General features: G+C 67.3%; 29 protein-coding genes. 6 read left to right on the top strand and 23 right to left on the bottom strand.

The genetic code is table 11. The features are described from left to right. Nucleotides 1–78 precede the first annotated feature (78 nt). On the top strand, nucleotides 79–336 hold the full coding sequence (locus JSQ78_RS08045; RefSeq protein WP_211446890.1) for a macro domain-containing protein: 258 nt from the start codon (nucleotides 79–81) through the stop codon (nucleotides 334–336). Nucleotides 337–631: 295 nt separating this feature from the next. On the opposite strand, the gene JSQ78_RS08050 is transcribed toward JSQ78_RS08045, so the two are convergent. Next, nucleotides 632–1942: an ISL3 family transposase gene (locus JSQ78_RS08050; protein ID WP_211446891.1), complete on the bottom strand. Its 1311-nt coding sequence runs from the start codon at nucleotides 1940–1942 to the stop codon at nucleotides 632–634. A 129-nt stretch (nucleotides 1943–2071) separates the two neighbouring features. Between JSQ78_RS08050 and JSQ78_RS08055 the strand changes: the two genes are divergently transcribed. Next, nucleotides 2072–2905 (top strand): aldo/keto reductase, encoded by an 834-nt coding sequence (locus tag JSQ78_RS08055; RefSeq protein ID WP_211446893.1) that lies wholly within the window; start codon nucleotides 2072–2074, stop codon nucleotides 2903–2905. Between the two features lie 12 nt (nucleotides 2906–2917). On the opposite strand, the gene JSQ78_RS08060 is transcribed toward JSQ78_RS08055, so the two are convergent. The 11 genes from JSQ78_RS08060 to JSQ78_RS08110 all read right to left on the bottom strand — a co-directional run bounded on the left by JSQ78_RS08060 (nucleotide 2918) and on the right by JSQ78_RS08110 (nucleotide 13125). After that, complete coding sequence (locus JSQ78_RS08060; RefSeq protein WP_211446895.1) at nucleotides 2918–3904, bottom strand: nucleoside hydrolase; 987 nt, start codon at nucleotides 3902–3904, stop codon at nucleotides 2918–2920. Nucleotides 3905–3941: 37 nt separating this feature from the next. Beyond that, the gene (locus JSQ78_RS08065; protein WP_211446897.1) at nucleotides 3942–5141 is read right to left on the bottom strand and encodes a dihydroorotase; all 1200 of its coding nucleotides are present in this window, start codon (nucleotides 5139–5141) and stop codon (nucleotides 3942–3944) included. Between the two features lie 48 nt (nucleotides 5142–5189). Continuing rightward, on the bottom strand, nucleotides 5190–6032 hold the full coding sequence (locus JSQ78_RS08070) for an iron-sulfur cluster-binding protein (RefSeq protein ID WP_211446899.1): 843 nt from the start codon (nucleotides 6030–6032) through the stop codon (nucleotides 5190–5192). Beyond that, nucleotides 6029–7306 (bottom strand): Zn-dependent hydrolase, encoded by a 1278-nt coding sequence (locus tag JSQ78_RS08075; RefSeq protein WP_211446901.1) that lies wholly within the window; start codon nucleotides 7304–7306, stop codon nucleotides 6029–6031. Before JSQ78_RS08075 ends, JSQ78_RS08070 begins: the two co-directional genes overlap by 4 nt. Then, nucleotides 7293–7748 (bottom strand): hypothetical protein, encoded by a 456-nt coding sequence (locus JSQ78_RS08080; protein WP_211446902.1) that lies wholly within the window; start codon nucleotides 7746–7748, stop codon nucleotides 7293–7295. Before JSQ78_RS08080 ends, JSQ78_RS08075 begins: the two co-directional genes overlap by 14 nt. A 47-nt stretch (nucleotides 7749–7795) precedes the next feature. After that, nucleotides 7796–8656, bottom strand: coding sequence for an IclR family transcriptional regulator (locus JSQ78_RS08085; RefSeq protein WP_211446903.1), 861 nt, complete (start codon nucleotides 8654–8656; stop codon nucleotides 7796–7798). Beyond that, nucleotides 8640–9590 (bottom strand): nitronate monooxygenase, encoded by a 951-nt coding sequence (locus JSQ78_RS08090; RefSeq protein WP_211446904.1) that lies wholly within the window; start codon nucleotides 9588–9590, stop codon nucleotides 8640–8642. The genes JSQ78_RS08085 and JSQ78_RS08090 overlap by 17 nt, the downstream gene beginning before the upstream one ends. Nucleotides 9591–9601: 11 nt before the next feature. Further along, nucleotides 9602–10336 carry an ABC transporter permease gene (locus JSQ78_RS08095; RefSeq protein WP_211446905.1) on the bottom strand — a complete coding sequence of 245 codons (735 nt, stop codon included), beginning with the start codon at nucleotides 10334–10336 and terminating at the stop codon, nucleotides 9602–9604. A gap of 35 nt (nucleotides 10337–10371) precedes the next feature. After that, on the bottom strand, nucleotides 10372–11439 hold the full coding sequence (locus JSQ78_RS08100; protein ID WP_211446906.1) for an ABC transporter substrate-binding protein: 1068 nt from the start codon (nucleotides 11437–11439) through the stop codon (nucleotides 10372–10374). A 73-nt stretch (nucleotides 11440–11512) separates the two neighbouring features. After that, a complete protein-coding gene (locus JSQ78_RS08105; RefSeq protein ID WP_211446907.1) occupies nucleotides 11513–12313 on the bottom strand; it encodes an ABC transporter permease in 801 nt (266 codons plus the stop codon). Continuing rightward, nucleotides 12310–13125 carry an ABC transporter ATP-binding protein gene (locus tag JSQ78_RS08110; RefSeq protein ID WP_211446909.1) on the bottom strand — a complete coding sequence of 272 codons (816 nt, stop codon included), beginning with the start codon at nucleotides 13123–13125 and terminating at the stop codon, nucleotides 12310–12312. Before JSQ78_RS08110 ends, JSQ78_RS08105 begins: the two co-directional genes overlap by 4 nt. Nucleotides 13126–13305: 180 nt before the next feature. Between JSQ78_RS08110 and JSQ78_RS08115 the strand changes: the two genes are divergently transcribed. Then, entirely contained in the window at nucleotides 13306–14106 is an 801-nt protein-coding gene (locus tag JSQ78_RS08115) for a nucleoside phosphorylase (protein ID WP_211446910.1), read from the top strand. 173 nt (nucleotides 14107–14279) lie between these two features. After that, nucleotides 14280–14543: a macro domain-containing protein gene (locus JSQ78_RS08120; RefSeq protein WP_211446911.1), complete on the top strand. Its 264-nt coding sequence runs from the start codon at nucleotides 14280–14282 to the stop codon at nucleotides 14541–14543. A gap of 82 nt (nucleotides 14544–14625) precedes the next feature. Here JSQ78_RS08120 and JSQ78_RS08125 read toward each other — a convergent pair whose 3' ends face one another. Beyond that, complete coding sequence (locus JSQ78_RS08125) at nucleotides 14626–15642, bottom strand: DMT family transporter (protein WP_211446912.1); 1017 nt, start codon at nucleotides 15640–15642, stop codon at nucleotides 14626–14628. 84 nt (nucleotides 15643–15726) lie between these two features. Here JSQ78_RS08125 and JSQ78_RS08130 point away from each other — a divergent pair, with 84 nt between their 5' ends. Together JSQ78_RS08130 and JSQ78_RS08135 are read left to right on the top strand one after the other, a co-directional pair. Further along, nucleotides 15727–16566 carry a BtpA/SgcQ family protein gene (locus tag JSQ78_RS08130; protein WP_211446913.1) on the top strand — a complete coding sequence of 280 codons (840 nt, stop codon included), beginning with the start codon at nucleotides 15727–15729 and terminating at the stop codon, nucleotides 16564–16566. 95 nt (nucleotides 16567–16661) lie between these two features. Beyond that, entirely contained in the window at nucleotides 16662–17387 is a 726-nt protein-coding gene (locus tag JSQ78_RS08135) for a GntR family transcriptional regulator (protein ID WP_211446914.1), read from the top strand. A 60-nt stretch (nucleotides 17388–17447) separates the two neighbouring features. On the opposite strand, the gene JSQ78_RS08140 is transcribed toward JSQ78_RS08135, so the two are convergent. The 10 genes from JSQ78_RS08140 to JSQ78_RS08185 all read right to left on the bottom strand — a co-directional run bounded on the left by JSQ78_RS08140 (nucleotide 17448) and on the right by JSQ78_RS08185 (nucleotide 26463). Beyond that, nucleotides 17448–18758, bottom strand: a complete 1311-nt coding sequence (locus JSQ78_RS08140; RefSeq protein WP_211446915.1) for an MFS transporter — start codon at nucleotides 18756–18758, stop codon at nucleotides 17448–17450. A gap of 96 nt (nucleotides 18759–18854) precedes the next feature. Further along, a complete protein-coding gene (locus JSQ78_RS08145) occupies nucleotides 18855–19853 on the bottom strand; it encodes a nucleoside hydrolase (protein ID WP_211446917.1) in 999 nt (332 codons plus the stop codon). 27 nt (nucleotides 19854–19880) lie between these two features. Then, on the bottom strand, nucleotides 19881–20552 hold the full coding sequence (locus JSQ78_RS08150) for a substrate-binding domain-containing protein (protein WP_211446919.1): 672 nt from the start codon (nucleotides 20550–20552) through the stop codon (nucleotides 19881–19883). An 18-nt stretch (nucleotides 20553–20570) separates the two neighbouring features. Next, the gene (locus JSQ78_RS08155; protein WP_211446920.1) at nucleotides 20571–21188 is read right to left on the bottom strand and encodes a class II aldolase/adducin family protein; all 618 of its coding nucleotides are present in this window, start codon (nucleotides 21186–21188) and stop codon (nucleotides 20571–20573) included. Next, nucleotides 21185–22411, bottom strand: a complete 1227-nt coding sequence (otnK, locus tag JSQ78_RS08160; RefSeq protein WP_211446922.1) for a 3-oxo-tetronate kinase — start codon at nucleotides 22409–22411, stop codon at nucleotides 21185–21187. The genes JSQ78_RS08155 and otnK overlap by 4 nt, the downstream gene beginning before the upstream one ends. Continuing rightward, nucleotides 22408–23070 (bottom strand): hypothetical protein, encoded by a 663-nt coding sequence (locus tag JSQ78_RS08165; RefSeq protein WP_211446923.1) that lies wholly within the window; start codon nucleotides 23068–23070, stop codon nucleotides 22408–22410. Before JSQ78_RS08165 ends, otnK begins: the two co-directional genes overlap by 4 nt. Beyond that, nucleotides 23067–23873, bottom strand: coding sequence for a hydroxypyruvate isomerase family protein (locus JSQ78_RS08170; protein ID WP_211446924.1), 807 nt, complete (start codon nucleotides 23871–23873; stop codon nucleotides 23067–23069). The genes JSQ78_RS08165 and JSQ78_RS08170 overlap by 4 nt, the downstream gene beginning before the upstream one ends. Beyond that, nucleotides 23870–24850, bottom strand: coding sequence for a phosphoglycerate dehydrogenase (locus tag JSQ78_RS08175; protein ID WP_249296022.1), 981 nt, complete (start codon nucleotides 24848–24850; stop codon nucleotides 23870–23872). Before JSQ78_RS08175 ends, JSQ78_RS08170 begins: the two co-directional genes overlap by 4 nt. Next, nucleotides 24847–25629 carry an NAD-dependent epimerase/dehydratase family protein gene (locus JSQ78_RS08180; RefSeq protein ID WP_211446925.1) on the bottom strand — a complete coding sequence of 261 codons (783 nt, stop codon included), beginning with the start codon at nucleotides 25627–25629 and terminating at the stop codon, nucleotides 24847–24849. The genes JSQ78_RS08175 and JSQ78_RS08180 overlap by 4 nt, the downstream gene beginning before the upstream one ends. Nucleotides 25630–25653: 24 nt before the next feature. Beyond that, on the bottom strand, nucleotides 25654–26463 hold the full coding sequence (locus JSQ78_RS08185) for an MBL fold metallo-hydrolase (protein ID WP_249295555.1): 810 nt from the start codon (nucleotides 26461–26463) through the stop codon (nucleotides 25654–25656).

The following is a 26463-nucleotide window of genomic DNA, read 5'->3' on the forward strand; positions in this document are numbered from 1 at the left end:
GGAGCTATGCCGTAGCGCTCAGCGAGCGCATCGAGCTCAGCCCGCACGTCGGCAGGCAGCTGCACTCCCGATGCGCCGATGGTCTCCGCGCGCTCGTGCGACCGCGACCTGTTCGCCTCCTGCTACCGCCGCAGCCTCGAGGTCGCCGACGAGCTGGGAGCCGCAACCGTCGCGTTCCCGCTCGTCAGCGCAGGCATCTACGGCTGGCCGAAGGAGGATGCGTTCGACGTCGCCGTGTCCACGATCACGACATCCGTCTCGCGCGTCACGCGCGTGCACCTCGTCGCTTTCGACGACGCGACGGCGCAGCAGATGCGCAGCCGACTCCAGTCCTGAAAGTCAGACGTCGCTGCGGTGCTACGCCAACGATCTTGACGAAGCGGCTTGCGAAACCGCCGAAACCTCCGCGACGACATGTTCTGCCTCTCCCGCAGAACGGAAATGTCCGCCGGCACGAAGTTCGGCTCCCGCCAGAAGTTCGTCATGTCTAGAGAGACGTTTTCAGGAAGCAGTCGTCCGCGCGGTAGATCTCGAATGCGCAGATACCACGTCGCACCGCGCGAGGGTCTTGAATCGGTCCGTTGAGGCAAGGAGCGATCCTGCTCGGCCACGCATCCTGTCCTTTGGTGGCTCATCGCATTTGAGGGTGTAGCAGCGGCCTGAAGCCGCCGGCCTCGAGCAACGATCTCGCGATGTAGTTGGTGAGGTTGCGGAAGCCGAGCGCGGAGCCGCGGAGGTGCTCGAGGCGGCCGTTGATCGCCTCCGTCGGACCGTTCGAGGTCCCGGGTCGGTCGAAGTAGGCGAGCACGTCGAGGGCTCGCTGCTTGAGTGTTCGCCCGAGCGTGATCACCTCGCGCAGCGCCGCGGGCACGCCGCTGCTGACCGTGTTGATCAGCTCGGTCATGAGCGTGCGCGCGGCGGCGCGGTCGGGTTCCCGGTAGGCGGCGACCATGCGCTGATAGATGCCCCAGGTGACCTCGACCGCGAGATGCCGCTCGTCAGCGAAGAGCGCGTCGAGCCGTTGCTGCTGCCGCAGCGTGTGGAGCGCCGCGCCGGTGTGGAGGGTGCGGCGAGCGGCGTAGAGCGGATCGCCCTTTCTGCCCCGATGCCCGTGGATCTGCTGCTGGATCCGCCGCCGGCAGCTGTCGAGCGCGTTCCCGGCGAGCCGGACGACGTGGAACGGATCCATCACGGCGACCGCCTCGGGCAGCTCCTCGGTGGTGGCGGTCTTGAAGCCGGAGAACCCGTCCATCGCGACGACCTCGACCCGGTCGCGCCAGGCCTGGGATCGGGCGGCGAGCCAGTGCTGGAACGCCTGCTTCGAGCGGCCCTCGACCATGTCCAGCAGCCGCGCCGGCCCCGTCCCGTCGCGGATCGGCGTGAGGTCGATGATGACGGTCACGTAGCGGTCGCCGTGACGCGTGTGGCGCCAGACGTGCTCGTCCACGCCCAGCACCGCCACGCCGTCGAAGCGGGCAGGATCATCGAGCAGGCGCCGCCTGCCCTCCTCGAGCACGGCGGTGTTGGCGGTGTGCCAGGCGACGCCGAGCCCGGCCGCGACGCGCGAGACCGTGAGGTGGTCGAGCACCAGCGCGTCCAGCGCCCACCGCAGACCGGTGCGAGAGATCTTCGACCGCGGCTCCGCCGCCCGCGTGGTGTCCTGCCGCCAGATGCGGCCGCAGCCGGTGCAGCGGTAGCGGCGGACGCGGACCAGCAGCGTGGTGGGCCGGTGCCCGAACGGCGCGTGCGCCAGCCGCCGCGTGACCGTGTCGCGCGGCACCCCTTGGCAGCCGCAGTCGCGGCACCACTGGTCGGCCTGCACGACCCGGCAGAAGAGCACCGCGCGGTCGGGCTCGAGGCGTCGGCCGATGGCTTCTAAGCCGAGCTCGTCGAGTCGGCAGAACGTGGTCAGGCAGGGCGCGTCAAAGGTAGCGTTGGACACGTCGAGGTCTTTCGGACGGTGAGCGTAGGAACTTCCATCCTGGAAGACCTCGACCCCTACCCGGCCAGCGACGCACCTCGACCGTCTACACCGTCAACTGCGATGAGCCCCTTTGGTTAGCGTAGGGGGATGAGCAGCATCCCAGAGCGAGTGTTAAACGATGGGCGCCGAATTCCAGCAATCGGCTTTGGCACAAATGAGGTAACTGGGAGCATCGGCAGGACCGCCATCACCTCGGCGATCGACCTTGGCTATCGCCTGATCGACACTGCACGGAACTACCGAAACGAACGGGATCTCGGCATTGCACTGCGATTCGCTTCGGTAGACCGCAGGCAACTCTTCATCTCGACCAAGATTCCTGGCCGCTACCACGGCTTTGACGAGACCATCACCGGCCTCCACAAGTCACTTGACGACCTCGGCCTCGACTACGTGGATCTGCTCCTCATCCACTGGCCACTCCCCCGCATCGACAAGTACGTCGACTCCTGGAAGGCGATGATCGAGCTTCGCGACCGCGGCCTCGTGCGCTCCATCGGCGTGAGCAACTTCACGCAGAAGTACCTGCAGCGACTGATCGACGAGACCGGGGTGACGCCCGCGGTGAATCAGATCGAGCTGCACCCCTACTTTCCGCAGCCTGAGATGCGCGCGTTCCACCAGCAGCACGGCATCGTGACGCAGAGCTGGAGCCCGATCGGTAAGAAGAGCGATCTGCTCGCGCAGCCGGAGGTGGCCGACATCGCGGGGCAGCACGCGGTCACGCCGGCCCAGGTGGTGCTGCGCTGGCAGGTGCAGCTCGGCAACATCCCCATCCCGAAGGCGCTCGATGCGCGGCACCAGGCCGAGAACCTGCAGGTCTTCGACTGGAGTCTGACCGATGCTGAGGTCGAGCGCCTCAGCGGCCTCGAGCGCGGCAGGCTCTGGGGCGGCGATCCCGTGACGAAAGAGGAGTTCTAAGCCCGACGGCGCTCAACGCCACGGAAGCGGCTTGCGCAGCACCGCGTCGATACGTGCGATGACGCCGTCGAAGTCCATGTCGGAAACGATGCTGTGCCGCGGCCGAGGGTCAGCCCCGTCAGCGTGCACGCCCGCCAGGTAGCGCTGACCCGAGACCGGGTCAGCGAAGGTCGCGAGCGGGCGCGACACGGCTGCCGTGATCAGTGACGGCTGCAGCACGCTCGCGACGGCGATGCTGTCGTTGATGCCCATGACGCGGATGTCGCCAGGCTGCGGGTACACGCGTGAATAGAAGTCTGCGTAGACCTCGCTGATCTGCGCGATCAGGGCGGCTGGCCGCGAGGCGCCCGTCGCTGCGATATCGCGCACGAGCGATTCCGGTATCACCACCTGTCGCGTCACATACGGGCCGCACCACGTGATGCTGCCGTGCTGTCGAGCGACGAGCTGTGCGGCATCGAAGTCTCGAGTGACGTTGCCGTCTCGCGAGACGCGGAATCGGCGGTCGAGCCACGGCTCGGTGTCGTGCAGCATCGCGGGCCCCAACGAGCCCAGGATCGTGATGCTCCGCAGGCGCTGCGTGATGTCGGGGCGGCGCTGGATCGCGGCCGCGAGGTTGGTGAGCGGGCCGAGGGCGATGTAGTCGATGTCGTGCGGATGCGTTGCAACGAGTTCGAGCAGGATGTCGACCGCGCGCGGCTCAGCAGCGACCGGCGTCTGGGGCCGCAGCCCGGTGTTGCCGAAGCCATCACGGCCGTGGATGCCCCAGGAGGACTCCCGGGCCTGCGCCAACGGCTGCGCGCATCCGCGGTATACGGGCACGTCCTGACGCTCGCACACATCGAGCGTGTAGCGCGCATTGTCGGCCGTCTGGGCTGCGGTCGCGGTACCGAACACACTCAGCACCGCCAAGAGCTCGACATTCTCGTTTGCGGCGAGCAGCATGAGGGCGAGCGCGTCGTCGACACCGGCGTCGGTATCGACCACGACGGTGCGCATGGCTCGGCTCCCCCGAGCCTCCTGACGTGCGCGGGGGTCAGCTGCGATGGGTATCACGGCCTTCGAGCACCGTGCGAGTCACGCGCGAACGGAAGCGATGCTTGGCGAACGGAGTGTTGCGCGACTTGCTCACCGGAGCGGGCGGCAGGCGCGGCGAGCTCTCGGTCTCGACGACGCAGAAGGTGGCCGCATCACCGACCCGCAGCTGCGACACCGATTCCGGTGGCAGCGAGCCGATCGCTGCCGGTCGATAGGCGAGCACCTGCGCCACGGCCGCCCAATCGGTGCGACCCGCATGATCGACGAGCACGTCGGCGACCACGCTCAATGCCGTCTCGAACCCGATCAGGCCGAAGGCGGCATCCTGCAGTGAACCTTGCTTCGCGACGAGCGGATGCGGTGCGTGGTCGGTCGCGACGATGTCGATCGTGCCGTCACGCAGTGCCTCGCGCAGTGCGGCGACGTCGGCGGCTTCCCGCAGCGGCGGATTGACCTTGAGGGCTGCGCCCTCCCGCACGACGTCTTCGTCGGTCAGCACGAGGTGGTGCGGCGTGACCTCCGAGGTCACACGCAGCCTCTTGCGCTTCGCCTCGCGGATGAGCTCCACCGCTCCTCGAGTGGAGATGTGGCAGACGTGCAGGTGGCCTCCGACCTCGGCGAGCAGGCCGAGGTCTCGCGCGATGACGGCTTCCTCGCCGAGTGCTGGCCAGCCCTCGACCCCGAGCTGACCGGCGATGCGGCTGTGCACAACGCCGCTACCGGCGAGTTCACGGCTCTGCGCGTGCTGCGCGAAGACGCCGCCGCTCGCCGAGGTCGCGGCGAGGATCTGGGCGACGAGCGCAGGATCATCGACGCACGAGCCGTCGTCAGAGAAGACCCTGACGCCGTGGCTGAGCAGGCTCACGACGTCGACGAGCTCTGTGCCCTGCCGGCCGAGCGTCACCGCCGCGATCGGGTGCACACGCGCGCTCGCACCCGCGCGCACAATGCGTTCGAGAGCCTCCACGCGCTCGACGGAATCCATCGCCGGCTCGGTGTTCGGCATCGCGAAGACGTCGGTGAAGCCGCCCGTTGCCGCAGCTCGGGTGCCGCTGGCGACCGTCTCGGCCGCTTCCTGGCCCGGTTCCCGCAGGTGCGCGTGCAGGTCGACGAGGCCGGGCAGCAGCACGCGGTCGGCGACCGCGGGGGCAGCCGCAGCCGGCCTGATGTCTGCGATCACCGAGCCCTCGACGAGCACGTCGACGACGTCGCCCCGGCCGAGGATGCGCACAGCTTCGATCAGCATCTACACCTCGACTCGGAAGACCGGCCCGTCGACGCACACGAGCGGACCCTCGCGATCCGGGCGCGAGCGCATCGGCGCAGCGCAGCCGTGGCAGTAGCCGATGCCGCACGCCATGTTGGCCTCGAGCGACACCTGCAGGTCGGCTCCCCACGACTCGGCAAGCGTCGTACCGAGCACTGTGAGCCGTTGCGAGCCGCAGACCATGACCACTTGCGGCGGGGACGTGTCAAACCGTTCCCGCAGCATCCGCTCGAGTGTCTCAGGGGCGCTGTTGCCAGCAGCGTCGTCGACCCGGAAAGCCTCGGCCCCGAGCTCGTCGCAATCGTCGAGACCGATCGCCGTCTCCGGGGAGCGGCTGCTGATGACCATGGTTGCCCGCACTCCCGACAGCTGTGCGTCTTCAGCGACACCCATGACGGAGCACACCCCGATGCCGCGACCGATCAAAAGCACGGATGTCGCATCCGGCGGTGTCGAGAAAGCGTTGCCCAGCGGGCCGGTGATCGTGAGCGATTCGCCGGCAGCGATCGATGCCAGTGCCCGCGTGCCGCGGCCGACCACCTTGAAGATCACTTCGAAGAGCCCCGCATCGGGGTAGCGCCGGTGGATGGCCATCGGTCGAGGCAGCAGGATCTGCCCCTCTGCGCCACCGGGCACGGTGATCATGACGAACTCGCCGGCCTGGGCGTTGCGTGCGATCCATTCGCCGGTCAGCAGCAGACGGTGCTGGGATGCCCCCAGATCAGTGTTGCTGCGCACGGTCGCTTCCGTGATGCGCGGAGCCGCGCGGCGCGCGTTCGGCAGCAGCTGCAGCCGGTCTTCGAGTGCAGAGGTTCCGCTCATGGCTGCGCATCCAATCGTCGCATCGCGGCGAGCAGCACGTCGGTGCCGCGCGCGATCTGTTCTGCCGACGTGAATTCGTCGGGCACATGGCTCAGTCCGCCAGCGCTCGGCACGAAGATCATGCCCGTCGGGATGATGTGGCTGATCTGCTGCGCGTCATGGCTGGCCCCGCTCGGCATACGCAGCGGGCGCGTGTCCAGCGCGATCGCTGCCTGCTCGACCACATCGACGACCGCGGCCTGCAGCGAGACGGGCGACGTGTCGCCGATCTGCTCGATGCGCACGGTCGTGCCGTTCTCAGCGGCGCACTCCCGGTAGAGCTGCTCGAGCTGTCGCGCGACGCCACGCTGGCGCTCCCCGTCGATGTCGCGGATGTCGACCGTGAAGGTGACGACTCCGGGAATGGTGGTGATCGAGTTGGGCTGCACGTCGATGTCCCCCACACTGACGCGAGTGCCCTCGTTCGCGGGGTCGTTCGCGATCGCGTCGCCGGCGAGCACGCAGCGCGATGCGGTCACGAGCGCATCCCTGCGGCCGCGCATAGGCGTGCCTCCCGTGTGCGATGAGCGCCCTTCGACGTGCACGCGCATGCGGGTGCTGCCCGAGATCGAATCCACGACCCCGATCGCACGTTCATCGCGCTCGAGCACGTCGCCCTGCTCGATGTGCAGTTCGACGAACGCGTGCCAGTCTGCGGCATCCCACACAGCGGTCGCGGCAGCTTCTGGGCGTAGGCCGAGCTCGAGCAGCGCAGCCGCAACCGAGACACCGTCACCGTCGGTGAGCGCTTCGAGATCGGCGGCCGTCGTCAGCCCCGCGATGACTCGGCTGCCCGTGCAGGCCTGGCCGAACCGTGCGCCCTCCTCACCTGCGAACACGACGAACTTCCATGGGCGGCGCCGGGGCTGTCCATCCTGCACCGCCAGTCGAGCGACTTCTACCGCCGCGGCCACGCCGGCGATGCCGTCGAAACGGCCGCCCTGCGGCACGCTGTCGAGGTGCGAACCCGTGCCGATTGCTGCAGCGGATGCCGCCGTGTCACCCTCGGGCAGCAACGTCGCGATCGTGTTGCCCACGGCATCCGTCTCTACCGTCAGTCCGAGCTCGGTCATCGCCTCGCGGAACCGCTCATGCGCGGTGCGCTCCAAGGGTGAGTACGCGAGCCGTGTCACGCCCGGGCCGCCAGCAGACATCTGCGCGAACTCGTCGATCAGACTGCCGATCGCCTCGGCGCTCGCACGGCCGTCGCGCGGCAAGGTGTCACTCGTTGTCATGCTGCTCGGGCTCCATAGCTGCCGCATCCGACAGGTGCAACTCGACGACCTCGACGATGCTCGAATCGTGCGTCTCGAGCACGCCCGCGACCACGTCGTTCGCCATCGACGACGCCTTGGCGCACGAGACGACCGCGACGCGGCTGCCGGCCGGTACTGCGTGTGAGAGCCACAGGAGCCCTTCCTGCGAGCGCAGGATCACCCGTGTTGCGCCGAGCGCGCGTGCAACGAGGTGCGCGAGCACGGCATCTTCCTCGTTCTCGAAGCTGAGCACGACCGTCGGCTGCGATGGGCGAAGCTGCTCGGCAATGCGCTGCGCGATCAGTTCGGCGGCCTCCGGGTCGAGACCGAAGTCGAGCCACCGGCGGGCGCCGTCGCTCTCGATGACTCGTGCCAGCAGGTCGGCGTTCTCTTGCAGTTCCATTTCCTGACTCCTCCGCATTGGATCAGCAGACGTTCACGGTGTTCTTCGTCATGGCGCGGTGCTCTTCAGCCCGCGCGCACAAGCGATGCTTCATGAAACGCTTGCAGGTATTGCTCATCCGGTCGAGTTCGCAGTTCACCTTCGAACCCCATCGCCCGGGACATCGATCGCGCGGCTGAGAGTGCCGACTGCGTGATGGCGACTCGAGTGTCGACAGAGCGTACTCGCGACTCGGCGGCCGCGACCGTCAGTGCCCACTGCACGCTGTTGTCGAACCCGTACACCGGCGCGGCGACCGCCCAGACGTTGCGGTCGAGCTCGCTGTCGCAGACGTCGAACCCTCGCTCGCGAATCTCGGCGAGGTGATCGATCAGCTTGTTGACGTCGCGAATGGTCCCCGGCGTGAACGACGTCATGCTGAGCGAGCTGAGTAGGCGCTCGACGAGCTTCGGCTTGGCGTACGCCAGCAGCGTGCGAGCGGATGCCGCCGCGTGCAGGGGCAGCTGCTGCCCTCGCTTCACGAACAGTCGTAGGTTGTGCTTCGACTCGACGAGCGAGACGCACTCGACCGCATCGCCGCGAAGCGCCGCCAAGAACGCTGTCTCGCCGGTCTCGTCGGCAGCGGTCGTCAAAGCGGCTGGCGCCGACTTCGTGATTTCAGACGAGCCGCCCAGCCTGCGCGTTGCGGCACCGAGCTCGAACCTGCGGGTCACCTCCGAGCGAGCGACGAAGTCGTGCTCGTGCAGCGCCGACAGGATCCTGTGGCACGTCCCGATGGGGATGCGCAGCGTCTCGTGGATCTGCTGCAGCGTCAGCCCTTCGGGGTGCTCCGACAAGCAGGTCAGGATCGACAGCCCGCGCAGCAGCAGTCGGCTGCCGCCGGTCGACTCGCCCGACTGCGAAACGTCATCAAGGTCTGTAGACATCAGGCCGCTCCATACGCAGCAGCGCCGGCAGCGTCTCGGCGCCCGCACGCTGCACACGTGCTCGCAAGTCTCTGGCGATCTGCACCATCGCCATGGGGTTCCCGAAGTTCGCAGTGCCGACCTGCACCGCCTTCGCGCCGAGCGCGAGATAGTCGAGCGCATCGTCGGCGTTCGAGACACCACCGCAAGCCACGACGGGAATCGACACGGCCTGCGCCGACAGCCACACGTGGCGGCTGACGATCGGTTTGATGCTCGGCCCTGACAGCCCGCCGATCCGGTTGCCGAGCGCGAAGCGGCGCTCGCGCTCGTGCAACGGCAGCACCGGCACCGAGTTCGCGACGCACACCGCGTCAGCACCCGCCGCCTCTGCGGCGATCGCGCAGTCGGCGATCGATGACAGCATCGACGGCATCTTCACGAGGATCGGGCGCGTCGTCACCCGACGCACCGCCTGCACGACCTGCGCGACGTTGTGTGGATCGGCACCGATGTCGGCGCCTTGTGCGTCGAGGTTCGGGCACGACACGTTGAGCTCGAACGCGGATGCGTTACCATCGCCGATCGCTTCGACGAGCGGCGCGTACTCGGTGACCCTGTGGCCGCCGACGCTGACGATCGAGGGCACGCCGAGCTCGGCGTACTCCTCGCGGAGCCCTGACAGATAGCCGCTCGCACCGTAGCTGGGGATCCCCACACTGTTGATCATGCCGACGGGCAGCTCGGAGACGCGATCGATCGGATTGCCGCCGCGCTGTTCGGCGAACACTGTCTTCGTGACCGAGGCACCGATCTCCTCGACCGAGATCAATCGCCCCAGTTCAGGACCGAAGCATCCCGACGCCGGCATCACGAGCGATGCGAGCGTGAGATCGCCGATCGTGACGGAGAGTGCTGGCTCGTATTGGGGATCGACGCTGTCGGTGGCGTGCACTGCGGTCGGGGTCATTGATACCGCCGGGTCAATCGCCGCTCAATGGCCTCGACGAGGAGGTAGAAGCACAACCCGATCAGCGCCAGGAGCCCGAGCGTGATGAACACGACGCTGATGTCTGCGTTGTCTTGCCCTTGTCGCTCCAGATAGCCGAGGCCTGCAGACGATCCTATGAACTCGCCGACAACCGCAGCGGTCACGCCGCCCAGGAGCCCGAGTTTGAGTCCGAGCGCGAGGCCGGGAAGCGTGAACGGGATCTCGACCTGCAGTGCCGTGCGGATCGGCCCGAAGCCGAGTATGCGCGAAAGGTCGCGCACGGTCGTCGGGATCGAGTCGAGCCGGTTGAGCATGTTGATCATGACTGGGAAGAACACCGCGATCGTGACCAGCGTGATCTTCGACGTGATGCCCAGGCCCATCCACAGCACGAGCAGCGGGGCGATGGATATCTTCGGAGTCACCTGGATCACGAGCAGCACCGGGATGAATGCCTTTCGCAACCAGCTGACCTTGTAAAAGGTGATCGCGACCACGACGCCGATGACGAATCCGATCGCGGCGCCCTGGATAATCTCAGCGAGCGTCTGCGCCGTGTGCAACTGGATCGCACCGGACGACCATAGGCCTGCGAAGCGACGCGTCACCTCATCCGGCGCCGGGAGGATGTAGCTCGGCAGCCCAGCGAAGTTGGCGATGAGCAGCCACGCAAGGAACCCCAGGGCGAGTGAGGCGGCGCCGATGAGCACCGGCCTCACTCGCTCGGAAGCATGCAGCGTCATACTCAACCGATCGTTCCCGGCTCTTCAATCACGAGGTCAGCTGCATCGAACGACTCGGCGATGAGTCCACCTTCGACAAGGACGTCGATCGACTCCTGCCAGCGCGGCAGATTGCCGTAGCCGAAGCCGTGCACCTCGGTGTCCTCGGAGTTCCACAACTGCGCGATGTAGACCTCGTTGATCACCTCGGTGATCGCCTCGTTCTGCCCTTCGAACGTAGGCGCGTACTGCTCGATCGACATGTCGACCGACTCAGCCGGGTTTTCGATCACATACTGGAGACCCTGATCGAGTGCGGCGATGAAGCTCGCGACAACTTCAGGCTGCTGCTCGAGCAGTTCGTTGCCCGCGATGAGCACGTTGCCGTGGCTCGGCAGCGCGGGGTCGGTCAGGAACTGCCCGACGGGGAAGCCCTGCGACTTGAGCGCGTAGTACCGCACCGAGTTGAACGACACCGCGTCAACCTCACCGTTCTGCAGCGCCTGGATGATCGCGCCGACGCCGATCACCTTGATCTCGACTTCCGAGATGTCGACGCCGTTGTCCTGCAGCAGCAGTTGCAGTGCGAGGTACTGCGGACTGCCGAGGTCGGTCACCGCGATGGTGCGACCACGGAGGTCTGCGACGGTCTCGATGCCGGAGGTCTCCTCGTTGAACAGGATGGAACCGATGCCGGTCTGGTAGGTCGTGTGCACGACCCTCGTCTCGACACCGTTCGCGTAGGCAGCGACGACACCCGGGCCGTTCGGGAAACCGAAGTCGACGTTGCCGGCTGCGACGTTCTGCACGACGGTCGCACCCTCCGCGTAGAGCACCTCGACGTTCAAGCCCTCGTCGGCGAAGTAGCCCTGCTCGATGGCCTCGTAGATGGGTGCGTAGTACGGCACCGCCGAGCCCTCGATCTGCAGCGTGACATCGGTCATCTCCGTCGATGACGCCTCGGCGCTGGCGTCCGGCGTGTTCTGCTCTGCCGGCACGTTGCCTGCCGGGTTGCAAGCGGTCAGCGCAGCCATGGCGATGATGCCAATCGCCGCGCCAGCTACACGCAAGCGTGTCCTTGTCGTCTTCATGATCGTTCCTATCGGTGTGGTGTGGTGGATGGGGTGTACCGCGACGCGGTGACGTCTCGGCTTTTGTGAAAGCTCAGGTGGCGCGTCGCCACCGCAGGAAGTAGCGCTCGGCCGCGTAGATCAGGCCAAAGCCGGTGAGGCCGACGATCACCGTCAGAATGACGGCGCCGAAGAGCATCGGTGCGTCGTACGTCGCGGTGCCCAGCACCATGAGGTAGCCGAGACCGAACTGCGCGGTGATGAACTCAGCGAGGAACGCACCTTCGATGGCATCCAGGATTCCGAGCTTCGCGCCCGCGAACAGATCGGGCGTCGCTCCGGGGAGCTGGATCTTCCAGAAGGCCTGGGCACGGCTCAGGCCGAGGATCTGGCCGAGATCGCGGGCTTCTTTGCTCATCGAGGCGAAGCCGAGCTGCGCCGCGATCATGATGGGGAAAAAGGTCAGCAGCAGGGTGAGGGCGAGCTGCGTTCCCAGTCCAAGTCCGAACCACAGCACGAACAGCGGCACCACGGCGATCTTCGGTGCTGCCTGGAAGAGCAGCAAGTACGGCGCCATCGCTTCTCGCAGGATGCGGAAACGCCAGATGCAGTAGCCGACGGCGATGCCCACAACGGTTCCGACGACGAAGCCCAGGGCCACGCTGCGGAACGTGGCCGCGAAGTTCGACCACAGGATGCCTTCGCCCGACATCGCGACGAGCGACTGCCAAACTGCGTCGGGTGTAGGGAGCAGGAACGCGGGCACGTCTGCGCCGACCGCGTAGCCCCACCACAGCCCAATGAAGAGCACCAGATAGATGGCAATTCTGATGAACGAGCGAGAGACGCTGCGCGCTTTCGAATCCGGCCGAGGCAGCGTCGCTGCCGCTGTCACTCGAGCTCACCTCGCAGCATGCCCGTGAACGCCGCGAACTCCGGAGTGTTGCGCACCGAGGCATCGCGATCACGAGGCAGCGGCACGTCGTGCACCGCTTTGATACGACCCGGGCGCGGACTGAGCACGACCACGCGGTCCGCAAGGTACGCGGCCTCTTCGACGCTGTGCGTGACGAGCAGGATGGTCTTCCGCGTCTGCCCCCAAATGCGGAGGAGGTCGTCCTGGAGGCGGTCACGGGTGATGGCGTCGAGCGCACCGAAGGGCTCGTCCATCAGCAACACGCGAGGGTCGTACGCCAACGCCCTCATGATGCCGACACGTTGCTTCATGCCACCGGACAGCTCGGCGGGGTACGACTTCTTGAAGTCGGAGAGCCCGACCATGGCCAGCAGCGTGTCGACTCGCTCAGCGATCTCGGCCTTCGCGCGACCCTTACCCTCCAGGCCGAACGATACGTTGCGGTCGACCGTGCGCCACGGCAACAGTGCCGGCTCCTGGAAGACAAAACCGATATCACGGCCGATCTTCGGCGGCACGACCCACTCGAGCTCGCCTGTGAAGTCTCGATCGAGGCCCGCGACCGCTCGCAACAAAGTCGACTTGCCACATCCGCTCGGCCCGATCAGCGCAACGATCTCGCCGTCGCGGATGCTCAGGTTGACGTCTTGCAGCGCCGTGACGGGCTTGCCACCAGCACCCTGGTACACCTTGCCAAGCCCACGCATGGCCAGTAGCTCGGTCACGAGCTCGCCTGATTCGCTCGAGCTTGATTCCGCTGCATGGAAGTCCTCCGGATCGTCCTTGATCATCGCCCAAGTGTTGCACCGAGAGCGCGTCTTGTAAAGAGAAACCCACTCTATACGTCGAAACATGCGTATCGTTACCTCTAGCGGCTCGTTGGTGCGCAGCAACACGACCACTGACCGACCAGCGCTACACACCAAAACGAGTGGAGATAACTTCCACTACACGGAAAGAGGTAGACACACATGAGTGGTTCCGCTGAAGACCCGTGGTTCAACGGCCAGGCTCCGCACATCCCCGCGAAGATCGGGGACCTGCCACGCATCTGCTTGCTTCCGGGCGACCCCGATCGCGTCTCGATGGCAGCGCACTTCCTCGATGACTTCACCGAACTGGGCTTCAAACGTGAGTTCCGGCTTGCGGTCGGCAAGCATCGTGGCGTACCCGTAGCCATCTGCTCGACCGGCATCGGTGGACCTTCGACCGAGATCGCCGTCGTCGAGTTGAGCCGGCTCGGCGTGGACACCTTCATCCGAGTTGGAGGGATGGGCGCGATGACGGACGCGGTCGCCCCAGGCGACCTGACCGTGGTCACCAGCGCGCTGCGCGATGGAGGTGCCGCGCGCTTCTATGCTGCGGATGATGCTCAGATTGCGGCGCATCCTGACGTCATTGCGGCACTCCACGGCGCCGCGGCGCGCGGTGGCGCCCGTCTCCAGCCAATCCGGGTGTTGTCGTGCGACTCGTATTATGTCGGGGAAGGTCGGTCGCTCCCCGGACTCGAGGACGCGGCAGCTGCCCGACTGAACGAGATCAAGCTACGCCGGCCCGACGCGATGGACATGGAGTGCGAGACGGTCTTTGCAGTGGCGCGCGCGCTCGGGCGAAGGTTCGGTGCAGTGCTAGCTACGCATGGCCACCGTGCCACAAACGCCTGGCTCCAAGACTACGAGCCCGTGCAGAGACAGATGCTCGCCCTCGCAATCGATGCTGCGGCCCAGCTTGCCGTCGACGGCTTTGAGTTGCGCGACCATCGCGACGGTTAGGCGCGAGAGTGGCCACCTGCAGGCCACCCATTGTGCAAGCTCCCGCCTGACAATCGCTCGACCCGGCAAATAAATGCTCGGCCGACAGAAGCATCGACTTCCAGCCGCCAACGAGGCCCCCCTGAAGTGGCGGTCGGGAGCAAGTGACAATATTGCCACTCATCGAGCCGCCCGTGATCGGCAAGTCCAACACCACCTCCGGCGTCCCAGGTGGCGCAGGCGAGACCGAGACGGCGTCTAATCGGCACTACCCCGAACTCGACGTCGCCGTCACCATAAATCTCGTGAGCGCCGGCCTCTACGGCTGGCCGAAGGATGACGCGATCGACGTCGCGGCAACCACGATCACGGCGTCCGCCTCCGGCGTCGCGCACGTGCGCCTCGTCGCCTTCGACGAGGCGACGGCACAACAGATGCGCAGCCGCCTCGAGCGCTGAGAGCCCGACAGCCGCACGCTCAGCTAGGCCAACGGACTCAACGCAGCCGCCCTGCGACGCCGTCAACGCCGCAAGCAACCGGTCAAGCCGCGACGGCGCTACGGCCTCTTCCGCGGATCCCGGAGACGGCCACCGCGACGACCGTGAGTGCTGCACCCAGGAGCGACCACACCGTCACAGGCTGGCCGGCGGGGAACAGCAGGTCGAGGACCACAGAGGCCAGCACCTGACCACAGATGGCCGCGAGGCCGACGGTAAGCACGCCGAGGTGGTGGACAGCGACTGAGGTGAGCGCGACGAAGAGTACGCCGAGCGCTCCCCCGAGGTAGAGCCAAGACTCGGCCGGCAGCGGCTGTGCCGTCACGCCGACGAGCGCCTGCACCAGAACCACGGCGCCGAGTGCGAGCGTGCCGACCGCGAAGGTCTGGGCGGCCTGCGCGATCGCCGAACCCGACTGTCGCTGCACGCGGCCGCCGAGCGCCTGCTGCAGCGACTGCAGCAGGCCCGCGATGAACGGGAGCACGATCAACCACACGCCGTTCAGCTGACCGGTGCCGACCAACGCGAGACCGACTGCGACCATCGCCAGGAAGGCACCGATCATGCGCGGCGCAGTCACCTGCTTGCGTGCCAGGCCACCGAAGCCGATCCGGTCGACGACGAGCCCGCTCAGCGTCTGCCCTGCGACCACACCCACGGTGAACAGCGCCACACCGATCGTGCCGATCACCAGGCCCTGCGTCGCCACGAGGAAGGCACCGATCAGACCCGTCGAGAGGTACCACCACGGCATGCTGCCGTCGCGGATGCTCGCGACCAGTTTCACGACAGCGAGTCGGTCGCGCTTGGAGAAAGCGAGCACGACCGCGAGCAGCACGAAGCCGAGGGCGAAGCTGAGGAACGCCGCGAGCATGCCGTGCTCAAGACGGACACCGAGCTCGCCATTGATCCGGCCCTGCGTCGCGAGTCCCGCGCCGGCGGCGATCGCGATCACCGACCACAACGCGGGTCGGTGATGCCCGAAAGCTTGAACGTGCGGCTGGGGCTCGACGCGCTGCTCGGCAGCGACGACAGGGAGCGCTTCGGTCTGTGTACTCACGCGGCAAGGCTAACCTTGACAGGGCCGAAAAAGCGAATACTATTTGAAGCAAACCTCTTCCCATCCACGCAAAGGAGCACACTGATGAGCAACCCCTACCGCGCCCGATATGACGGAGTCTTCGGCGGCAAGGCCCCCGTCCTCGGCATGGTGCACATGCTCGCCCTCCCCGGCGCCCCCGGCTTCTCGGGCAACCTGAACGACGTCATCGATCGCGCCGTGCAGGACGCGACGACGCTCGTCGAAGGTGGCGTCGACGCGGTGCTCGTGGAGAACTTCCACGACTACCCCTTCTACCCGATGACGACCGAGCCCGAGACGGTCGCCGCTGCCGCCGTCGTCGCTCGCGAGGTCGCCCGCGCGACGGATGTGCCGATGGGCATCAACATCCTGCGCAACTCCTGGAAGGCCTCGCTGGGCATCGCCGCAGCCGTCGACGCCCAGTTCATCCGGCTCAACATCCTCACCGACGCAGCAGTCACGGATCAGGGCATCATCAACAGCGAGGCCTACGCGGTCGCGCGCTACAAGAAGGCCATCGACGGCGAGCACATCCTCACCCTCGCCGACCTGCTGACCAAGCACGCGATGCCGCTCGTCGACCGGCCGGTCACCGTCATCGCCGGCGACATGCTCAAGCGCGGCGGCGCAGACGCCATCGTCCTCGCGGGTCACGACTCGAGCGAGCCCGCAAGCCTCGAGCGCATCAACGAGATCAAGGGCGCCATCCCCGACGCCCCCATCGTGCTCGGCTCGGGTATGACCGCGGAGCACGCAGCCAACTACGGCGCAGTCGCAGACGGCGCCGTGTTCGGCTGGGGCTCGAAGGAGAACCACGACATGGATCTGCCCGTCAGCGGCAAGCTCACCAGTGAGTTCGTCGGCCTCTGGCGCTCCGGCAAGCAGCACCAGCAGGCAGCCTGAGTCAAGGATCGAAGGGCCCGCGCCGATTCTCGGTGCGGGCCCTTCGGCGACTGCAGGAGATCGACGATAGATTCGATGCATCCCGAGGAGTCACGGTGCCCGAGAGCAAAGTTCCCCCATCCCGACGCCGGTCGACGCGCGTCACGCTCGCTGACCGCGCCTACGACGGCCTGCTCCTGAAGATCATCGGCGGTGAGCTCGCGCCTGGCGAGCGCCTGAACATCGGCGGGCTGTCTCGCGAGATGGGCTTGTCGCCCACTCCGATTCGCGAAGCACTCGCCCGGCTCGAGCCGACGGGATTCGTGCGTCGCCACGACGTGCGCGGCTACGCCGTCTCGCCGCTGCTGTCACCCGAGGAGATCTCCAGCCAGATCGACGCGCGCCAGATCTTCGAACCCGCATTCGCGGCGGCCGCTGCCACCCACTGCACTCCCGCGTTCCTCACACGTCTCGACGACACGATCAGCACGATGGAGAGAGCCGGCGAGCTCTCGGACCCGGAGTCGCTCAAAGCCAGCTGGACGGCAGACGAGGCGTTCCACACGCTCGTCAGTGAGCAGGGCGGCAACCCCTTTATGCAGCAGGCATTCCGCGCGCTGGGCAGCCAGCTGCAGCGCTTCCGCCTCAGTGGTCGCGCAGGCCGCACCCACGCGCTCGAGGCCGCGCACGAGCACCGGCTGATCGCGGAAGCGATCCGCGCGGGCGATGCACATGCTGCCGCTGAACTCATGCACGACCACATCGAGCTCGCACGGGAGCGCACCCTGGTCGATGCGCACGCGCTCGAGGAGAGCGTCGTCGACGAAATCGCCGCTCGCTGACCCCGCGGACGAATGAGGAGAGCGCCGACCCTTTCGGGCCGGCGCTCTCCTCATTCGTCATCACATGTCTGCGCGGAAGACACCGTTCTGACGCTTCGCGAGCAGGTAGAAGATCACACTGAGCGCGCACAGCGTTGCGACGTAGATCGGGAACGCCCAGGGCAGGTTGTTGCTCTGCAGGAACACGAACAGGTACGACGCGGTGCCGCCGAACACGGCGACGCCGATGCCGTAGCCGAGGCCGACCGCGGTCCCTCTGCAGAACTTCGGCACCATCAGGTTGGCGACCGTGCTGAAGATGGTCATGTTCAGCACCAGGATGAGCGAGCCACCCAGCATCACCGTCGCGAGCGCGGGGACACCGTTGCCCGAATAGAGGAGCACGAGGAAGATCGACGGGATCGTGAGCAGGCGTCCGATCACGAACCAGCGCGAGAGGTCCCACTTGTCGAGCACGCGGCTGAGGATCCACGCGCTGACGGTGAGCACAACACCGACCGCAGTCGCAACGGCGAATACGCCGGTCGGGTCCTCGTTGTACGTGCCGGTAGCCAGCGACGGCAGGCCCGAGAGCCACGTGTAGTTATATGCCTGAATCGCACCGACGATGAACACGACGGCGAGGATGCTCAGCCAGTACTTCCGCACTCCCCGCCAGACTTCCCGCGAGTCATTGCCAGCAGCAGCGGCTTCTCCCTGCTTCCGCGGCAGCGACTCGGGCAGCGCCCGTCGCAGCCACAGGACGATCACGCCGAGCAGACCACCGGCGATGAAGGGGATGCGCCAGCCGTACTCGCCCATCCCGTCCGCTCCGATCGCTGCCGTGGCGAGGAACGCGGTCAACGGCGCGAGCATGTTGCCGAAGTTGTTGAAGATCGCCATGAAGCCCGCGACATAGCCCGGCCGATCCGGCACGAGCTCAACGCCGTAGGCGGCGCCGAGCGAGCCCTCGATGCCGGCGGAGAAGCCCTGGAGGATGCGCATGAGCAGCACGATCACACCAGCCCAGACGCCGAGCGTCTCATGCGTCGGAAGCACACCGATGACCAGGCTCGCGCCGGCCATGACGCCGACAGCGCCGATCATCACGGGCTTCCGGCCCACACGGTCGGCGACGAAGCCGAGCAGCACACCGCCGATGGGTCGCACGACGAAGCCGACCGCGAACACCGCGAGCGAGTTCAGCGTGGATGCGACCGGATCACCGCCCGGGAAGAAGGCCTGACCGATGTAGACGGACAGGAGTCCGAACATCGCCCAGTCGTACCACTCGAGTGCGTGCCCCGCGCTCAGCGCGAAGAGCTGCTTCGCGTGACCCTGGGGCCGCGGGCGCGCAGCAGCGCCTGGGGCGGCCTGGTCGAGTTTCGTCATGGGAGCTCCTTTGCTCAGCACAGTCTCCGAGGAGGAGAAGGATCCGATTGTAAATAGTATAGCGCGGACTATAGGCGCTTGGAAGCCTGCGGGAGGCTAGGCCGTGGGCTCCGCCGGCCAAGGCAAGGGCCTCCGCAACGTGTCCTCGATGAGCTCGAGCACGCGGGAGAAGTCCATGTCCATGATCACTCGATGGAGGGGACGGGTCTCACCGGGCGAGGGGTGTACGCCAGCGAGATACCGGGTATCGGTCGCTTCGTCCGTGAACGTCTGCAGCGGGCGCTGCACTGAGGCCGCGACCAGGTCGGGCCGCAGGAGGGTGGCGACAGCAAGGCTGTCGTTGATGCCCATGACGCGCGCGTCCTCTCGTCCGTACGAGCGCGAGTAGAAGCCGGCGTAGTCGTGACTGATCTTGGTGATCAGCTCCGCCGGTGCATAGCCGGTCGACCCTGCGATGTCGAGGAAGAATTGCTCAGGTACCAGTGCCTGCCGAGTGACATATGGACCGCACCATGTCACATCGCCTTCGTGACTCGCGACGATCTCCGCCGCGTCGATGTCGAAGGAGACGTTCGGGTCTCGCGAGACTCGGAAACGGCGGTCAGCCCACGGCTCGGTGTCGTTCCAGAGCGCGGGACCGAGCGTCCCGACGATCGTCGTCGAACGCAGTCGTCGCAGCAGATCAGGTTCGAGCTCCAGCGCACGAGCCAGGTTGGTCTGCGGCCCGAGCGCGAGGTAGTCGACCTCGCCCGGATGCTGCCGCACGAGGTCGAGGATGATCGGAATGCCACTGGGCTCCGCGGGCACCGAGGTCTCTGGCCGCAGGCCGGTGTTGCCGAAGCCGTCGTCACCGTGCACCCCGGAGGAGAGCTCGATCGCCTGACGGAGCGGCTCATCCGAGCCGCGGTAGACGGGCACGTCCTGGCGGCCGCAGGTGTCCAGCACGTACCGTGCGTTGTCGGCCGCCCTGTCGCCGTGGCAGTTTCCGAAGACGCTCACGACCGCGAGGATCTCGACGTCAGGGTCGGCGGCCAGGATCATCAACGCCAGCGCGTCATCGACTCCGGTATCGGTATCCACGATCACTTTGCGCATCTGTCAATCCTTTCGTTCCAGTGAGGGTTAGGGGCGGCTGAGGCCGACGGCCTCGAACGCCGCGGTCGCGGCGTCGCTCTGCAGCAGTCGGCGGAAGCGGTCAGCATCGGCCGGTGCATCCGGCCGGCTGCCGATCGCGAAGCGGCCGTACGACTGCAGATCATGAGGAAGGGGCTCGACGATGTGCGGTCCTGTCACGGACCGCAGTTCGCTCATCTGCTGGATCGCCACATCGGCGCGGCCATCGACGACAGCCTCGGCAGTCAACCCCGCGGGGAAGCGGACTGCCCTCTCGTCGATCTTCTCGAGCACACCCCGATCCCCCAGCACCTTCTGGAGATGCAGGCCGCTCGCACCCGAGAGCGAGTAGGCGACAGCAACGTCCCGCAGGTATTCGATGAACGCGTCGGCAGAGGCGTCGGCCGGGCTGGCGGACTCGGGCAGCCGCGCATACCCGACCGCCGACACAGCGAGCTCCTCCACCGACGCGTGGGTCAGGACGCCCTGGTCGGCCAGGTCACGGATGGACTCGGCGACGCCGAGCACGAGATCGGGCCGTTCCCCTGCGGCGACTCGCTCGAGAATGACCGTGGTCGGTTCGAAGACCGTCTCCACCGTTCCTCCGTATGCCTCGAACGCAGGGATGAGGGTCTCGAGCAATGGCTGCTTGACGACGAGGCCGCTGTAGAGGGTGATCATGAGGCTCCTGCTTCCTGGCTAGGCCGAGAGCGCCGCGAGCTGCGCCGCAGTGAGCGGCGCGGTCCGGAGGCCCTGCGTGACGAAGAAGATCTGCGCTGCATGCTCGAGCTCTTCGAGCGCGTCGAGCGCGGCATCGAGGTCGGCACCTGCGACGACGGGACCGTGGTTGCGCAGCAGCAGGGCTTGATGAGTGCGAGCAGCATCGGCGATGGAGTCCGCCGCACTCACATCGCCAGGAGCGATGTAGGGCAGCAGTCGCAACCGGCCTACGCGCATGCCGAAGTAGGCGGTCAGCGGCGGCAGAGGCTCCTCGGGATCGAGACCGTCGAGGCAGGAGACGGCGGCAGAGAATGGGGAATGCGTGTGCACCACGGCGCGCAGCTCCGGACGCGCGCGCAGCATCGCCGCGTGCAGGAACGCCTCCTTCGTCGGTCGCGGACCGTCCACGTGCCGACCATCTGCATCGAGCACGGAGAGCTGCGAAGGATCCACCTCGCGCAGCCGCACGCCGGTCGGCGTCACGAGAGTGCGATCGCCGTCGCGCACAGCGAGGTTCCCCGTGCGGCCGTGCGTCAGCCGCTTCTCATCGATGGTTCGAGCGACTCGGGCCATCGCCGCGCGGGGTGTCTCGGTCATCGCGTCGCCCCCGCCCCTGCCACGTCGACGAATAAGTCCGGGTCGCCGAAGTTGCCCGACTTGAGCACCAGGTGCAGATCCCGCTCACTGTCACGGATCCAGGGCGCACCCGTCGCAGCCTCAGGGCCGACGATCGCGCTCTCCATGCCGAGTGCCTCGACGACGGCGCCCGACGTCTCGCCGCCCGCGATGAGCATCCGCTCGACGCCACGGTCGGCCAGCTCGGCGGCGATGATGCCGGCCGTCTCTTCGTAGAGCGCGCCGGCGTTCGGGATGCGGACGTCACGCTCTGTCGAAGCGCTCGACGAGTAGAGCAGTGCGGATGCGTCCTCAGACTGCCGATCCCACCATGCGATCGCATCCGACGCGAGCGATGCGGCGGTGTCGCCGGGCGCTGCGACGATGCGATGCGCGGGGTGACCCGCGTCGCGGAATCGTGCGATCTGCTCGAGCGTGCGCTCGGAACAGCTACCGGCGATGAGCGCGGTGCGTCCGGCCGGAGGGCCAGCCGGCGTCTCAGAGTCGGCGCCGATGCGACGGGCAAGGGCGCCGACGAGTCCAGCTGACCCGGCCACCAGCGGCGCGCCACCGAGCGCGGCGGCCACGACGTCGAGGTCCCCCTCGCTCGTGGCGTCGACGATCAAGTGACGAGTGCCCGCTGCGGCAGCCTCATCGATCGCCGTGCGCACGGCCGCGTCGCCGTCACGGATCGTCTCGAGCGGCACGACGGCGGTACGGTCCGAGACCTGCGCCCCGAGCAGACGCAGCAGCGACGCGTCCCTCATCGGCGTGATCGGATGGTCACGCATGTGCGTCTCGTGCAGCAGCACGTCGCCGACGAACAGGTATCCGCGATAGACCGTCCGGCCGTGCACGGGAGCCGCGGGAGTCGTCACGACGATGTCTGCGCCCAGCGCCTCGGCCAGCGCCTCCGTGACCTGGCCGATGTTGCCCTCGGCGGTCGAGTCGAAGGTCGAGCAGTACTTGAAGTAGATCCGCGAGGCGCCGAGGCGCTGGAGGGTGCCGAGCGCGACGAGGCTCTGGTCGATCGCCTCTGGTGCGGGGATTGAGCGAGTCTTCAGGCCGATCACCACGGCGTCGGCGTCGACGGATGCTCTGTCGATCTCAGATCGCAGCGCCAGCACCGTGCGGAGCCCAGCCCGACGCAGTGCCGCCGCAACATCGGTCGCGCCGGTGACATCGTCGGCGATGACGCCGATCATGCTTCAGCCTCCAGCGTCGCGCGCAGTCGTCGGGCTGCCGCCGCGGGGCCATCGAGGACGACCCCGAAGCGTTCGGCGAGCGCGGGCGCTGCCGGTGCGAGCGAGTACTGCGCCAGCACGATCGCGTCGTGGTGACCGCCTGCCTCGGCGATGGCGCCCTCGAGGGCCGCGACCAACGCATCCGTCGTCAACGGGTTCGCCGCCGCGGGTACGACGAGCGTCTCGATCTCGGTCGAACCGGCTGCGGCGGCGATCGCTGCGCGCAGACGCTCGCCGCTGTCAGTGGCCGCCGACTCGAGGGAGGCGACGAGCAGCAGGCGGTGGGGAGCGAGGGCGACGACCTCGTCGAAGAGTGGACCGTCAGCGGAGAGCACGGCAACGCCATCGGCGCTCGCATCTCGCACGAGCGCGCGCTGGCCGTACTGCGAGCAGGTCAGGATCACGCCGTCGGCTCCGCCTCCGAGGGCGGATTCGATGAGCTGATCCATACGGGCTGCGAGCGGCTCGGTGATGCTGCCCTCGGCCTGTGCGTCGGCGAGCAGACGGTCGTCGAGCAGGTTCCACACCGTGGCATCCGGAAACGTCTCGGCGATTGCAGCCGCCGCTGGCGCGATGGCGAGCGGTGTGGCGCTGATGAGCGCGAACTTGCGGTCAGTCATGGGTGCAGCCTCTCTGTCCAGCTGAGTCCCGGGACGGTTCCGTCGACCGGGCCGTACTCGCAGCCGACCCAGCCCTCGTAAGAGCTCTCGGCGATGCGCGTCAGGACGCGCTCGTACGCAATCTCGCCGGTGCCGGGCTCGCCGCGGCCCGGGTTGTCCGCGATCTGGACGTGGCCGATCTGCGGCACCAGCCGCTCGAACCGCTCGATGAGGTTCCCGCGGTCGACCTGCGCGTGGTAGCAGTCGAAGAGCACGCCGACGGTGGTCGGGTCGACCGCGCTGGCGACTGCAGCGGCGGCCTCCATCGACTCAAGCCCGTAGTCGGGCTGGTCGCGCTTGTTGATGGCTTCGAGCACGATTCGGACGCCCGACGACCTCGCGCGCTCAGCTGCCCACGCGATGTTGTCGACATAGGTCGCGAAGGAGAGCGCCGCGTCGGTGCCCGCCGGCCGAACGCCCGCCATGACATGGACGCTCGGCGCTTCGAGCACCGTCGCGTACTCGAGGGCTCGCAGCACGCCCTCGCGGAACTCCTCGCGCGCGCCGGGCACAGCCGCCGCGCCGGTCGCGGTCGGCGAGCCGGGTTCACCCGGCGGGGTGTTGATGAGCACCTGCTGCACGCCGGCGGCATCGAGCAGCTCGCGCACGCGCGCGGCGGGGAGCTCGTAGGGCGAAGGCAGCTCCACCCCGATGAACCCGGCCTTCGCCGCCGCGTCGAACCGCTGCTCGAGCGACACCTCGGTGAACAGCCACTTCAGGTTGGCGGCGAGCTTGATCTCGCCTCCGCCCGTCGAGATGATCACGCCGGCACCTTCCGGAAATCGCCGTTGACGACGAACTGCGGCTCGTCGCCGCCGAGCACGGCGATGACGTTCCGGGCTGCCATCCGGCCGGACTCCCCACGTGCCTCGCGAGTCGCTCCCGCGACGTGCGTGGTCGCGAGGATTCCCGGGGTGTGCAGGAGAGCACTGTCGGCGGGGAGGGGCTCGTCGGCGAAGACGTCGAGCGCCGCCCCTCCGATGACGCCGCTACGAACGGCTTCGACCAGCGCTTCCTCGTCGACGATGCCGCCGCGCGCGGTGTTGACGAGCACGGCATCGGACTTCATCAGACGCAGACGCTCCGCATCGATGAGGTTGCGCGTCGACTCATCGAGGAACAGGTGGAGCGTGACGAAATCCGACTGGCGCAGCACCTCATCCAGCTCGGCGCGACGCACGTCGTGGGCTGCGGCGAACTCGCCGTCGAAGTATGGATCGTACGCGACGACGTGCATCCCGAACCCCTTGGCGATGCCCGTCACGGCCTTGCCGATCGAGCCGAGGCCGAGAATCCCGAGCGTCGCGCCGCGGAGCTCCCTGCCTGTGAGCTGCTGCCAGGAGCCGACCGCAAGGTTGGCGATGTTCTCGGGTACGCGGCGGGCGACGGCGAGCATGAGCGCGAAGACGTGCTCGGCGACTGCCTGGCGGTTGGCGCCTGCCGTGACGCAGACAGGGATGCCGCGCGCGCCAGCGGTTTCGACGTCGACGCTGTCGTAGCCGACGCCGGTGCGCACGATGAGCTCGAGCCGCGGCGCGAGCGCGAGTTCCTCCGCCCCGAGCGGCTTGGTCCCCGCGATGATCGCGCGGACTCCACCGAGCAGCTCCGCGCGAGCTTCGGGGGAGAGCTCGGCAATGTTCGGCTCGTGGCGCGTGGTGTAGCCGGCATCGCGCAGCATCTGGTCGACCTCGTCGCCGGGCTGCAGGAACGCGGTGGTGATCAGGACGTCAGCGGTGCTCACCAAATGCCTCCTCGGTAGTCTGCGGCTGCGAATCCGCCGCCGTGCAGCGTCGGTGCCGGTACCGACAGATCCACGTTGTCGGCGTAATCGGCGGCGTCGTCCTTCGGCTCGTAGCCGATGGCTGCCCAGCCGGCCGCGGCGTTCCACCACTGCTCGCTGTTGGCAGAGGTGCCATAGACGACCTGGCAGCCGACAGGACCGCTCTCGATCGAGCAGCGCACGAGCTCGATGCCGTCGGCCCAGCTGAGCCAGAGGGCGAGCTGACGCTGATCCTCCGGCTTCGGACGGAAAGTGCCGATGCGGAGCAGCACCGATTCGACGCCCCACTTGTCGTGGTACAGGCTCGCGAGCGCCTCGCCGAACGCCTTCGAGACTCCGTAGTAGGTGTCCGGGCGCAGCGGCGCCGTCTCGTCGAGCACCTCCGACGAGGGATGGAAGCCGATGATGTGGTTGGAGCTCGCGTAGACGACGCGTCGCACGCCCGCACGCCGAGCAGCCTCGTACACCGAGTACGTGCCGTCGATGTTCGCAGTGCGGATGTCCTCGTAGGAGGCCTCGTCGGCGACCCCGCCGAAGTGCACGATCACATCGACGCCCTGCGCCGCCTCGGTAAGCCGGTCGAGATCAGCGAGATCGCCGAGCACGACCTCTTCGGCAGGGAACAGCTGCTCGGGTGCTCGGCGCGCGAACAGCACGACGCGGTCGTAGCGCCCCTGGAGCCCCTCGCGGATCACGCTTCCCATGCGACCGGTCCCGCCGGTGTACAGCACTGTCGTCATCGTCATTCCTTCCTGGCAGTCGGCTCAGCCGATGCTGCGATCTCGTTCGCCGTGCACGCCGTCGGCGAAGAACCCGATCTCGGCGTGCTGCTCGTGCAGACGTCGCGCCTCACCGTCGGTCAGCGCGAGGCTCACGTCGTGACCGGGCACCAGCGCTGCGGCGGTGTCGGAGAGCAGTGATCGCAACCGGTCGATGGTTCGTTCGCTCTGCTCGGCATCCATCGTGAAGTCAACGCGCTTGGTCGCGAGCTCATAGATGTTCTTCACCGAGTCGCCTGCGAAGACCAAGCCGTCTGCAGCCGCCTCCACGTAGAACGCCAAGTGGTGCGGGGTATGACCGGGGCTGGCGATCGCGTGGATGCCAGGCAGGATCTCCCGTTCGCCCGAGATCTGCTCGACGCCGGCCGTCCGGCGCAGCAGTTCCTGCACGTGCAGATCGGGGATGAACTTCGTGCCTGCCGGCTGATCGGCTGCCCAGGTCAGCTCCTGCTCCCCTACCCACGTCGTCGCCTCAGTGAACATCGTGAAATTCGCGACATGGTCCCAATGCATGTGCGTGAGGACCACGTCGGTGACATCCGACGGCGTGAGCCCGAGTCGCCCCAGCCCCTCGTGAATGAGTGGGATGTACGCGGGTTGACCGGCGTCGACGAGCACCCGACGCTGACCGTCGTCAAGCAGCCAGAGGCTGCTCCAGCCGAACGCGCCGTGCGAGGCCGACTTGCCGGGGAAACCTTGAACCAGCGGATGCGCGGTGTATCGCGGCAGGGAAGGCTGCGGTGCGGTCGGGGTGCGACTCGGCATCTTCGCCTCCTCGTCCTCGCTGTCCAGCAA

The sequence above is a fragment of the Agrococcus sp. Marseille-Q4369 genome (assembly GCF_018308945.1).
In the GTDB taxonomy this organism is placed as follows: Bacteria; Actinomycetota; Actinomycetes; order Actinomycetales; family Microbacteriaceae; genus Agrococcus.

Coding starts and splice junctions, on each gene's coding strand:
- JSQ78_RS08085 (WP_211446903.1), bottom strand. CDS start 8,656: ATGTCTACAGACCTTGATGACGTTTCGCAGTCGGGCGAGTCGACCGGC.
- JSQ78_RS08155 (WP_211446920.1), bottom strand. CDS start 21,188: ATGACCGAGACACCCCGCGCGGCGATGGCCCGAGTCGCTCGAACCATC.
- JSQ78_RS08165 (WP_211446923.1), bottom strand. CDS start 23,070: ATGACTGACCGCAAGTTCGCGCTCATCAGCGCCACACCGCTCGCCATC.
- JSQ78_RS08150 (WP_211446919.1), bottom strand. CDS start 20,552: ATGATCACCCTCTACAGCGGCCTCGTCGTCAAGCAGCCATTGCTCGAG.
- JSQ78_RS08140 (WP_211446915.1), bottom strand. CDS start 18,758: ATGACGAAACTCGACCAGGCCGCCCCAGGCGCTGCTGCGCGCCCGCGG.
- JSQ78_RS08075 (WP_211446901.1), bottom strand. CDS start 7,306: ATGACAACGAGTGACACCTTGCCGCGCGACGGCCGTGCGAGCGCCGAG.
- JSQ78_RS08055 (WP_211446893.1), top strand. CDS start 2,072: ATGAGCAGCATCCCAGAGCGAGTGTTAAACGATGGGCGCCGAATTCCA.
- JSQ78_RS08130 (WP_211446913.1), top strand. CDS start 15,727: ATGAGCAACCCCTACCGCGCCCGATATGACGGAGTCTTCGGCGGCAAG.
- JSQ78_RS08110 (WP_211446909.1), bottom strand. CDS start 13,125: ATGATCAAGGACGATCCGGAGGACTTCCATGCAGCGGAATCAAGCTCG.
- JSQ78_RS08145 (WP_211446917.1), bottom strand. CDS start 19,853: ATGCGCAAAGTGATCGTGGATACCGATACCGGAGTCGATGACGCGCTG.
- JSQ78_RS08060 (WP_211446895.1), bottom strand. CDS start 3,904: ATGCGCACCGTCGTGGTCGATACCGACGCCGGTGTCGACGACGCGCTC.
- otnK (WP_211446922.1), bottom strand. CDS start 22,411: ATGATCGGCGTCATCGCCGACGATGTCACCGGCGCGACCGATGTTGCG.
- JSQ78_RS08100 (WP_211446906.1), bottom strand. CDS start 11,439: ATGAAGACGACAAGGACACGCTTGCGTGTAGCTGGCGCGGCGATTGGC.
- JSQ78_RS08180 (WP_211446925.1), bottom strand. CDS start 25,629: ATGACGACAGTGCTGTACACCGGCGGGACCGGTCGCATGGGAAGCGTG.
- JSQ78_RS08115 (WP_211446910.1), top strand. CDS start 13,306: ATGAGTGGTTCCGCTGAAGACCCGTGGTTCAACGGCCAGGCTCCGCAC.
- JSQ78_RS08070 (WP_211446899.1), bottom strand. CDS start 6,032: ATGAGCGGAACCTCTGCACTCGAAGACCGGCTGCAGCTGCTGCCGAAC.
- JSQ78_RS08080 (WP_211446902.1), bottom strand. CDS start 7,748: ATGCGGAGGAGTCAGGAAATGGAACTGCAAGAGAACGCCGACCTGCTG.
- JSQ78_RS08045 (WP_211446890.1), top strand. CDS start 79: ATGGTCTCCGCGCGCTCGTGCGACCGCGACCTGTTCGCCTCCTGCTAC.